Genomic DNA, 10,602 nt, shown 5'->3' on the forward strand with positions numbered 1-10,602 from the left:
TTTGATGAATTGGTTGCTCTCACACATTTTTTGGTTGCTCTCCCTGTTGAATTGGTTGCTCCCATACTACGATTGGTCTCGTTCAGCCTCTTTCTTACTTATAAAGGATAATAATTACACCGACGCCGCCACCCCTACTCTCCTGAGCTCCTTCTCAATTGGCTGTATTCCTTCTTTTAGCAAGTTGGTTGCTCTCCTTCACTAAGCATCCTGTTCACTCCTGAATAATACGTTACTTCTATTCATTTAGTGTACTGGCTCTAATCGAATCAGTGCCTTAATAGGAAAGAGCTATCCCTGCATGAGATAGCTCTTTCCTTATCCTTTATTCACCAAAAGTAGTGATTAATTGGTCTATGCTTTTTCGTTCTTTTGGTTTTGGCATTTCATCAAAATATCCTACTTGTAACATGCTGATAATGCGTTCGCCTTGTTTAATTCCGAGGGCTTCACGGAATTTTGGATTGTCTAAATAGCCTGGTGTTTTCCAACAAGAGCCGATACCACGATCCCAGGCAAGCAGTTGGATATTTTGGATAAGCATACTTGCTGCTGCGTAATCCTCTAAACGCTCTTTTTGGCGAGCATCTTCAGGGACAATGACGAATACGTAAGCCCCTGGATTTGTAAATTTCTTCATTTGTTTTTCTAGCTCTTCTTCTGTGAGTTCTTTCCACTTTGGAATTGCGAATTCCTTCAACACTTCATATAGATCTACCAATTCTTTACCGCATGCAACAACAAATCGCCACGGTTGTCTATTCTGATGATTTGGTGCCCACACAGCATCCGTCATAACAGAGAGTAATGTTTCTTTTTCTACTGGCTGTCCGTTAAATGCTTTGATGGATCTTCTTTGAATAATTGCATCGCGAATAGTTAATGAATTTTGCATCATTGTATGAAAAACTCCCTTTTCTTTAACATCAATAGTTACTCCTATCATACCAATATATATATTATTTTAAAAGTAGGGCTATTATTATTTGCGCTTTGTTCGTAATAGATAACTTTTTAAAATATACTAAAATCACAGATACACAATTTGAGGTGATTATTTGTTTCTTTATTGGTTTATTAGCTATATTATTGGAACCTTCTTAACTGCTTGGTGGGTTGGAAAATGGAAAAAAACTGATTTGCGGAAAATACGAAGCGGAAATTTAGGTGCTAGAAATGCTGGAGCTGTTCTTGGTAAAGCAGCATTTGTGATGACTTTTTTAGGAGATGCCCTAAAAGGTGCTCTTATTATAGTTGTCGGCAATTACTATAATTTCTCCGTAGAAATTATTGCTATAGGTGGGTTATTGACCATCATGGGGCATTTGTTTCCGTTTTGGTTAAAATTTAAGGGTGGTAAAGGAATCGCTACTTTTATCGGTGTGAGTATAGTACTAAGTCCAGTCCTATTTGGAATAATGGCGGGATGTTTTATTGTTTTCATTGCTTTATCTAGAAGTGCCACGTTAAGTATGATGCTCGCTTTTAGTATCTATGCTATTTTATGCTTAGTAAACCTTAGTTTCTGGCCACTATCATTTGCAATTCTCCTCATTCTCGTGCGACATCGTTTTGATATCGCCGAGTCTTGGAAAAAGCGATGGTGGAAAAAGAGTGTGTAATTACTATTTGTTTTATAACTATTTAACTTCATTAGAAATAATATACCGTTCTGAATATGCTATAATTACTATCAGTTAAATAACATATTAGATAGGATGTTCAGAATGAATTTGAAAAAAATTGCTTGGGTTGTAGATAGTAGTGCCTATGTAAATTCCCTTTTAAAAAACCATCCAGATGTTTATGTAATTCCGCTTAATATTCATTTTGGCCAACAGCAATTTGTAGATGGGGTAGATCTGACTTCTGAGCAACTGTATGAACGTATTCGAAACGGGAATGATCCAGTCAAAACTTCTCAGCCATCCGCTGGAGAATTCGCGGAACTATATACGAAACTAAGTAAGGAATATGAATCTATTATAGCAATCCATGTTTCCAAAAGTTTAAGTGGCACGATTTCTTCTTCCTTAAGTGGTGCGGCGATAGCAGAAGTGCAATTGGAATGTATCGATTCTCTTTCTTTATCTGCTGGTATAACAGGTCTTGTTGAAAGTGGCCTCCGTTTAGAGGAACAAGGGTTAGCATTCGATGAAATAGCTTCCCAGCTAAGAGTGGAAGCCACTAAATTCCGCAATTATATTTTAATTGGTAACTTAACGCAGTTATACAAAGGTGGAAGATTAAGTAGTGCTCAATTTTATCTAGGAAGTCTATTAAAAATAAAACCAATCATTCAGATCAATAGACGAGGCGAACTGCAAGAACTTGATAAAGTGCGCTCTCAAAAGAAGGCAGTACAATATTTAATTAATAAAGTAGTACAGTCTGTGGAACAAGACAACACCAAATTAGTGTACATTATGCATGCTAATGCACTGGAGCAAGCTGAAAGTTTAAGAAATGCAATTTTACTTCAAGCTCCTAACTTAGAATTGACTATCGGTGAAATCAGTACTGCTTTAGCGGTGCATGCAGGTGAGGATACTCTTGCTGTACTTTGGTATATCCCTTAAAGTGGTTTAAACAAGGCAATTAAACAAACAATTAATTGCCTTGCTCTATGATATTAGAATTGGTCTTTAATATGAAAAAAAATGTATTTTGTGTTTGGTGTATGTGCATAGGAATCTGCATAGTTCCAATGTCTATTTCGACTGTTATTCGTGTGTGCGTTCACATAAGGAATACCATCTTGCACGCTTGTAACAATCGTTGAATGGTCGTATCTGCCATCCCCTTCAAAATCATAAAAAATAAGATCTCCTAACGTCAATTTATTGGGTGAATCTACTTGTGTTGCTTGTAAACCGATTGTAGAACCTGCCAAATACCAACGGAGAGAATGAGGAGTACTCCAGCTGAAACTCCATGAATTATTTCCTAACCACCATCCCCTTTCTCTATTATATTGTCCTCTCATTGGAGCACCACCAGCAAACAAACACTGTGAAATATAATTGGTACAATCCACATCAAATACAGGAAACTTTGGGTTATAGCTATTCCACCACTTTTGGGCATAAGCCACTGCTGCTTCCCGATTATAAGTTGCCAATTTTCCACCTCCCTCTATTTTGTTTATATGTTTTCACAAGAAATATATGCTAGTATGGATTCAATGAACAAATTTATTTTCAAAGCAATGTATTTTTCTGAAAGGAAGATGGCTAATGATACAACACGCAGAAAAAGAAATTACCGAGCCGACTTTGCTATGCGATGAAAAAGGTAATTTGAATCCAAAAGCAATTGGTTATGCAAAAAAACCAATCATTGAGAGCAATTTAAAAGGTCATTATATGCGGAAGAAAAAGTGGAATTATTGGTGTGTTTTTGGAGATGATATACTCTTTTCTGCTACGATTAGTCATTTAGATTATGCAGCGGTTTGCTTTGTCTATTTTTTAAATTATGAAACACAGCGGTTTGTCGAAAAAACAGTTACTATCCCTTTAGGCAATAAAGTAAAAATGCCTTCCAGTGTTTTAGAAAGCTTGCAAATTCATTCAAAGGAAATGTCCATCCAGCTGTTATATATTCAAGATGAAACGCATATGACGATCACAATACCGGATTTTGATGGTGACTTTTTGCATGCGGACTTACATATTTCCCATCCCCTCGAAGACGAATCATTGAATGTTGTTATTCCCTGGAATCGAACACAGTTTCAATTCACAGCCAAACATCATTTATTGCCTACTAATGGGTTTGTGAAAATAGGAGATGCTCGTTATGCATTCCAAGCAGAGGATAATTTTGCTGTACTTGATTATGGTAGAGGGGTATGGCCGAGAGAGGCTACTTGGAATTGGGGATTCGCTTCGCAACATGTAGGCGCTAGACGAATAGGGTTAAATTTTGGCGGAAAATGGACAGATGGTACAGGTATGACTGAGAATGCCATTATTATAGATGGAAAGCTAACGAAAATACATGAGGACTTGTTGTTTACGTATGATTCAAATGATTTCATGCTACCTTGGAAAATCAACACTAAATTTTCAAAAGAAGTAGATTTAACATTTACCCCCTTCTTCCACCGAATTGCCAAAACAGATGTGAAACTTATCTCTTCAGAAGTCCATCAGATGACTGGTTATTATAACGGGAAAATTCGATTAGAAAACGGTCCAACACTACATATAAGAGAGATGTTAGGCTGTATCGAGGAACATAAAGCTAAATGGTAAAAGAAAAGGTTGCCTTTTTAGAAGGCAACCTTTTCTATCTAACCTATTTGCTTAATAAGATCTTTATTTCTTTCTTTAAACATTTCATTATGGGAAGATACCATCGCAACCTTGCTTGCATCTGGTTGAATAAATTGTTTTGCTTGGTTAACCGCATTTGCTGCATCTTGGAAAGTCCCTGCGATGAGATGCAACTTACCTGGATGTTGCAAAATATCCCCTGCAGCGTAAACTCCTTCTACTGAGGATTCGCTCAAACTTGTGCCATCTACATAGAAATTATCCGCAATAGCAAGGTTTAACTGACTTTTTTTTAGCAGCTCTGCATCTTGTTCATATCCATGATTGATGACCACTTCGTCTATTGCCAAATATGAGACTTCTCCAGTTTCCATATTGGTTAATGCTACTCGTTCAATTACATCATGACTTTCACTTGCTACGAGCTTCGAGATAGTTGTATTAAAATAGCAGGTTACCGTGCTGTCTAATAATTGGGTTACCTGTGCTTCATGTCCATTTAAAGCATCTTTTCGGTAAGTCAAATACACTTTTTTAGCTATTGGTTCCAGTTCGTTCGCCCAGTCGATTGCTGCATTCCCACCGCCTGAAATAATCACTGATTTATCTTTAAAGCGTTGAATGGATTTCACCGTGTAATTTAAGTTACTAACTTCGAAACGTTCTGCACCTTCAATGTCTAGCTTTGTTGGGCTTAGTATCCCACTACCAACAGCTATAATAATTGTTTTTGAATAGTGTTGTTGACCGGAAGCTGTGTGTAAAACAAAGATTCCATTTTCAAGTCGATTTACTGATTCTACTTTCTCATTTAAAACCACTTCTGGATCAAAAGTTAAACCTTGTTGCACTAATTGACCAATAAGCTTTTCTCCTGAAATCGGCGTTTGTCCCCCTACATCCCAAATCATTTTCTCTGGATATACATGGATTTTTCCACCTAATTGGGGTTGAAATTCAATAATTTTTGTTTTCATTTCCCGCAAACCACTATAAAATGCGGAATACAAACCTGCTGGACCACCACCAATAATCGTTACATCATATATATCATTCATTTTTTAGTCTCCTAAAATTTATTGTTGACATTACTCTTATATTTACCTATAGTTGCTTATGTGATAATGATAATCGTTATCGTTGAGAAAAGCAATATTAAGTTTGGAGGTTTCGGCATGGTCCGCCTATATACAGATGATTTATCTATTGGCTACGGTGATCGTTTAATTGTAAAAGAACTATCGGTACAAATTCCTGACCAACAAATTACGACGATTATTGGGCCAAATGGATGTGGGAAATCCACCCTTTTAAAAGCGATTACTCGTATTATTTCGCATCAATCCGGCTCTATCGTATTAGATGGGAAAAGCGTCTCTAAAGAAAATACGAAACAGCTTGCAAAAAAAATGGCTATCTTGCCTCAAACTCCTGAGAGTGCAGCTGGTCTTACAGTTGGAGAACTAGTTTCATATGGGCGTTTTCCATATCAAACCGGCTTTGGACGTCTTACGACAAAAGACTACGAAATGATTGAATGGGCTCTTCAGGTTACCGGAACCCATGAGTTCAAACACTTTCCAGTAGATGCTCTTTCGGGAGGACAGCGACAACGGGTTTGGATAGCGATGGCACTTGCTCAAGAAACAGAAATCATCTTCTTAGATGAACCAACTACCTATTTAGATATGGCGCATCAATTAGAAGTGCTCGAGCTTCTTCAAAAACTTAATCAAGAAGAAAAGCGAACGATTGTAATGGTTTTACATGATCTTAACCAAGCAGCAAGATTTGCAGACTACATTATTGCGTTAAAGTCTGGGCAGATTGTAAAGGCAGGAACTTGTGAGGAAGTTATCACAAAGGATGTGCTACGTGATGTTTTCCAAATCGATGCCGAAATTGGATTAGACCCAAGAACAAACAAACCAATGTGTACTACATACAACTTACTTAAGGGAGAATATAAATGAAAAAATTCTTAATACCAATATTATTTTTATTTATACTAGTTTTAACAGCGTGTAATAATGAATCTACTGATAAAAAAACAGCCACTCCATCTGACGATAAAAAAGCAGAGTCTACTATAACTTATCAATCAGAAGAAGGTCCAATTGAAGTACCTGCGGATCCAAAACGCGTTGTTGTTGTATCTTCCTTTGCAGGTAATGTAGCTGCCCTTGGAGTTAATTTAGTAGGGGTGGATTCCTGGTCTAAACAAAATCCACGATATGATAGCTTTTTAAAAGATGTAGAAGAAGTATCCGATGAAAACTTAGAAAAAATTATAGAACTAGACCCTGATCTAATCATTGGACTTTCTACAGCACAAAATTTAGATAAATTAAAAGAAATTGCACCAACTGTGACATTCACTTATGGTAAAGTAGATTATTTAACCCAACAATTAGAGATTGGTAAACTACTTAATAAAGAAAAAGAAGCACAAAGTTGGATCACTGACTTTAAAAAACGTGCGAAGACCGTAGGAGAAGAAATCAAAGCTACTATCGGTGAAGATGCTACTGTATCCGTAATTGAAAACTTTGATAAACAATTATATGTATACGGTAATAACTGGGGTCGTGGAACAGAAATTCTTTATCAAGAAATGGGCTTAAAAATGCCTAAAAAAGTAGAAGAAACTGCGCTAGCACCTGGATACTACGCTTTGTCCTTAGAAGTACTTCCTGAATTTGCAGGAGATTATGTAGTTTTAAGTAAATCAACAGCTACAGATAACTCATTCCAAGATACAGATACGTATAAAAATATTCCAGCAGTGAAAAATAATCGAGTGTTCGAGGCTAAAATGGAAGAGTTCTACTTCAATGATCCACTTACTTTAGATTATCAGCTTGAATTCTTCAAAGAACATTTTTTAAACAGCAAATAATGATCGAGGAGGAATTCGAATCTTGGATTCCTCCCTTCTTTATGATAGAAAGGAAACGAACGATGAAATCTTCTATTCGTTTTAGTATAAAATTCATAATCGGATTAATTTTACTCTTTGCTATGTTTATTGTTGCAATGGTTTTTGGTGCAGCAGAAACCTCCGTTCAAGATGTGTGGAATGCGTTGTTTTCTCAATTAAAAAGTGACCAGATCAATATACTACGAGAAATTCGTTTTCCTAGAGAAGTGGGGGCTATTGTTGTAGGAGCCGCGCTTGCTGTCTCAGGTGCTATTATGCAAGGTATTACGCGAAATCCTCTTGCTGACCCTGGACTATTAGGACTTACTTCGGGAGCGAATGCTGCACTTGCAGTGACCTTGGCGTTTCTTCCTGCGATAAATTATTTAGGGATTACGATTGCCTGTTTTATTGGTGCTGCTGTAGGTGCCATTATGGTATTTAGTATTGGGGCTATGAAAAAAGGTGGTTTTTCTCCCTTCCGAATCGTTCTTGCCGGAGCTGCAGTTTCTGCTCTCCTATACGCAATTTCAGACGGTGTTGGAATATATTTCAAAGTTTCAAAAGACGTATCTATGTGGACTGCTGGAGGTCTTATCGGGACGAGTTGGAACCAATTGTATATTATCATTCCTTTTATAAGTATAGGTGTGTTCATCGCACTTTTACTCTCAAGACAGCTAACTATTTTAAGCTTAAACGAAGAAGTTGCAATCGGGTTAGGTCAGAAAACTGTTCTTATAAAAACAGTTCTATTTATCGTTGTAATATTACTCGCTGGAGCGTCTGTAGCACTTGTAGGCAATATGGCGTTTGTAGGGTTGATGGTCCCTCATATAGTACGAGCAATAGTAGGAACTGATTATCGTTTTATCATACCTATGTCTGTTATTAGCGGGGCTATTCTAATGCTAATCGCCGATACGCTTGGAAGAACTATTAATATTCCTTATGAAACTCCCGTGGCAGCAATTATTGCGATAATGGGGTTACCTTTCTTCCTCCTCATTGTTCGTAAAGCGGGAGGTGCATTCCAATGATACAAAAAGGGCTTATCAAAAAACAACGTATTATTGTTATGATTTTATCTTTTCTTATTATCGCTACTGCTATTGTTAGTGCCGGAATTGGATATTCTTCTTTATCTTTTGATCGTTTACTACCTACTCTGTTTGGAAATGGGACATTCAAAGAAGAATTTGTTTTGTTTTCTGTTCGTTTACCAAGAATTATCATTACTCTCCTTGCTGGAATGGCATTAGCATTATCCGGAACTATTTTACAAGGAATCACCCGTAATGATTTAGCGGACCCAGGTATTATTGGTATCAATTCTGGAGCTGGCGTAGCCATTTCATTATTTTTCTTATTCTTTCCTATCGAACCAGGATCCTTTGTATATATGCTCCCATTTGTAGCATTTATCGGGGCTTTCCTTACAGCATTTTTTATTTACATATTATCTTACAATCGAAAAGTTGGTTTACAGCCAGTTCGATTAGTTCTTGTCGGTATAGGATTTTCATTGGCCCTATCTGGTTTGATGATTGTAATCATCTCTTCAGCTGAACGTCAAAAAGTGGATTTTATCGCCAAGTGGTTAGCGGGGAATATTTGGGGAGCTGATTGGCCATTTATATTAGCTCTTTTGCCATGGCTGATTGTTCTCGTGCCGTTCATTTTTTATAAAGCTAATAAGTTAAACTTACTCGGCTTAAGTGAGCCTGTTGCGGTCGGTGTTGGTGTTTCGATTGAGAAAGAACGTATTGTCTTATTACTTGCTGCGGTCGCACTTGCAGCCTCAGCAGTTTCTGTAACAGGTGGGATTGCATTTATAGGATTAATGGCTCCACATATCGCCAAATCCTTAGTTGGCCCTAGACATCAATTGTTCATCCCTGTAGCGATTTTGATAGGCGGTTGGCTTTTAATGTTTGCAGATACAATTGGGCGCAATGTAGTAGAGCCAAATGGCATTCCAGCTGGAGTCATGGTTGCTCTAATTGGTGCTCCGTATTTCATGTATTTATTGTTGAAGAAATAATAAATAGGATGTCTGGGTAGTTCTTCAACTACTTGGACATCCTTTTATTTATGCATTTAAATAATTATACAGTTTCTGTGGATAGTCAGTAAAAATAGCATGTACACCGACGGATAAAAGCATATTAGCATATTGTTCTTCGTTTACTGTAAAAACACGTAGCTGTCTTCCACTTGCGATTACCTCTTTCCCCATTTTTCGTAACGCTGTCGGAAAAAACGCGTGCAGAGCATCTGCTCCTACCACATTTGCATATGCATGAGGAGCAACCATCACTTCCATAAATAAAATGGCCGTTTCAATATGTGGGGCAAGTTTCTTCACATGCTGTATCATCTCGTGATTGAAAGATGAAATAACCACTCTGCCCTCTAATCGATATTCCGAGAGCATTTGCAATACCTTTATCTCCATTCCATCATAAGGAAAAACATCGGATTTCAATTCAATATTTATATGGTGGTGCGTGTCTTTAAAAACATATAGCACTTCTCTTAGGGTAGGTATTTTCTCTCCTCTAAAGGTGCTGGAAAACCATTTTCCAAAATCGTATTGTTTAAGCTGAGCAAGCGTTAAATCTTTAACAAAACCTTGTCCATTCGAAGTACGATCAATGGATTCGTCATGAATAACAACTAGCTCGCCATCTTTCGTCATATGCACGTCAAATTCCACTCCATGAATCGGTAACTGTGACGCTGCTTTAAATGCAACCAATGTATTTTCTGGATAAGTCCCAGAGCATCCTCTATGTGCGTAAACCTTCATAAAAACGACCCCTTTTTATATTGATTATACCCTAAAAGCGCCATCTCCAAATTAGAGATGACGCATGTTTTTCTTACTCCCTAGGTGGAAGTGGGATATATTTGTTCTTCGGAGGACGAGCTTTTTTCAAGATGAACCATTGCAGACTCGTATGTACTTTTTTTCTAATAGAATTAAATTGTAAAGTATTCAACCGTTTGTTCGAAACTTTCATCGTCACATTGCGTTCGTTAAAACCCAATAAGTATCTCTCCTTTTCGATTGAATGATTTCTTTACCATTCATCCTATAGGAAGTTTATGAAGTAGATATGGAAATTATGTTAAGAAGTCATTAATTGTAGTGAACAACAAAGGAAGCTATAGTTACATCTTATAGTTTTCCTTAAAATGTATTTTCACTTCCTATTAATGGCTTAACGAGACCATATATTGTCTATGAGCAACCAGTTTATGCGTAGGAACAACCAAATTCAGCACATCAGCAACCAATTGACGCATGAGAACAACCAAAAAAGGATGCCCCCATGTAAACTGTACCCTATAAGATAGACACTTTAAAAAGGTCATCTTATAGGGTTTTTTTGTTTT

General features: G+C 37.2%; 12 protein-coding genes. 7 read left to right on the forward strand and 5 right to left on the reverse strand.

Annotation, left to right across the window (positions count from 1 at the left end):
• Nucleotides 1-325 precede the first annotated feature (325 nt).
• Nucleotides 326-898: a nitroreductase family protein gene (locus tag FS486_RS13605; RefSeq protein WP_144512097.1), complete on the reverse strand. Its 573-nt coding sequence runs from the start codon at nt 896-898 to the stop codon at nt 326-328.
• 160 nt (nt 899-1,058) lie between these two features.
• Between FS486_RS13605 and FS486_RS13610 the strand changes: the two genes are divergently transcribed.
• A complete protein-coding gene (locus FS486_RS13610; protein WP_144512098.1) occupies nt 1,059-1,622 on the forward strand; it encodes a glycerol-3-phosphate acyltransferase in 564 nt (187 codons plus the stop codon).
• 105 nt (nt 1,623-1,727) lie between these two features.
• Nucleotides 1,728-2,579 carry a DegV family protein gene (locus tag FS486_RS13615; RefSeq protein WP_186321450.1) on the forward strand — a complete coding sequence of 284 codons (852 nt, stop codon included), beginning with the start codon at nt 1,728-1,730 and terminating at the stop codon, nt 2,577-2,579.
• Between the two features lie 53 nt (nt 2,580-2,632).
• Here FS486_RS13615 and FS486_RS13620 read toward each other — a convergent pair whose 3' ends face one another.
• The gene (locus tag FS486_RS13620; protein ID WP_144512099.1) at nt 2,633-3,121 is read right to left on the reverse strand and encodes an amidase domain-containing protein; all 489 of its coding nucleotides are present in this window, start codon (nt 3,119-3,121) and stop codon (nt 2,633-2,635) included.
• A 115-nt stretch (nt 3,122-3,236) separates the two neighbouring features.
• Here FS486_RS13620 and FS486_RS13625 point away from each other — a divergent pair, with 115 nt between their 5' ends.
• Complete coding sequence (locus FS486_RS13625; protein WP_144512100.1) at nt 3,237-4,259, forward strand: DUF2804 domain-containing protein; 1,023 nt, start codon at nt 3,237-3,239, stop codon at nt 4,257-4,259.
• Between the two features lie 38 nt (nt 4,260-4,297).
• Here the strand turns inward: FS486_RS13625 and FS486_RS13630 are convergent, their stop codons facing one another.
• On the reverse strand, nt 4,298-5,338 hold the full coding sequence (locus tag FS486_RS13630) for an NAD(P)/FAD-dependent oxidoreductase (RefSeq protein ID WP_144512101.1): 1,041 nt from the start codon (nt 5,336-5,338) through the stop codon (nt 4,298-4,300).
• 117 nt (nt 5,339-5,455) lie between these two features.
• Between FS486_RS13630 and FS486_RS13635 the strand changes: the two genes are divergently transcribed.
• From FS486_RS13635 to FS486_RS13650, 4 genes are all read left to right on the forward strand, one after another.
• Entirely contained in the window at nt 5,456-6,253 is a 798-nt protein-coding gene (locus tag FS486_RS13635) for an ABC transporter ATP-binding protein (RefSeq protein ID WP_144512102.1), read from the forward strand.
• Nucleotides 6,250-7,179 (forward strand): iron-hydroxamate ABC transporter substrate-binding protein, encoded by a 930-nt coding sequence (locus tag FS486_RS13640; RefSeq protein ID WP_144512103.1) that lies wholly within the window; start codon nt 6,250-6,252, stop codon nt 7,177-7,179. Before FS486_RS13635 ends, FS486_RS13640 begins: the two co-directional genes overlap by 4 nt.
• A 62-nt stretch (nt 7,180-7,241) precedes the next feature.
• Complete coding sequence (locus FS486_RS13645; RefSeq protein ID WP_260858112.1) at nt 7,242-8,240, forward strand: FecCD family ABC transporter permease; 999 nt, start codon at nt 7,242-7,244, stop codon at nt 8,238-8,240.
• Nucleotides 8,237-9,244 (forward strand): FecCD family ABC transporter permease, encoded by a 1,008-nt coding sequence (locus FS486_RS13650; RefSeq protein WP_144512105.1) that lies wholly within the window; start codon nt 8,237-8,239, stop codon nt 9,242-9,244. Before FS486_RS13645 ends, FS486_RS13650 begins: the two co-directional genes overlap by 4 nt.
• 48 nt (nt 9,245-9,292) lie before the next feature.
• Here the strand turns inward: FS486_RS13650 and FS486_RS13655 are convergent, their stop codons facing one another.
• Together FS486_RS13655 and FS486_RS20320 are read right to left on the reverse strand one after the other, a co-directional pair.
• Nucleotides 9,293-10,012: a glycerophosphodiester phosphodiesterase gene (locus FS486_RS13655; protein WP_144512106.1), complete on the reverse strand. Its 720-nt coding sequence runs from the start codon at nt 10,010-10,012 to the stop codon at nt 9,293-9,295.
• 407 nt (nt 10,013-10,419) lie between these two features.
• A partial coding sequence (locus tag FS486_RS20320) for a hypothetical protein (RefSeq protein WP_222122597.1) occupies nt 10,420-10,602 on the reverse strand: 183 nt, incomplete at its 5' end.

The organism is Bacillus sp. FJAT-22090 (assembly GCF_007676755.1).
Lineage (GTDB): Bacteria > Bacillota > Bacilli > Bacillales_A > Planococcaceae > Psychrobacillus.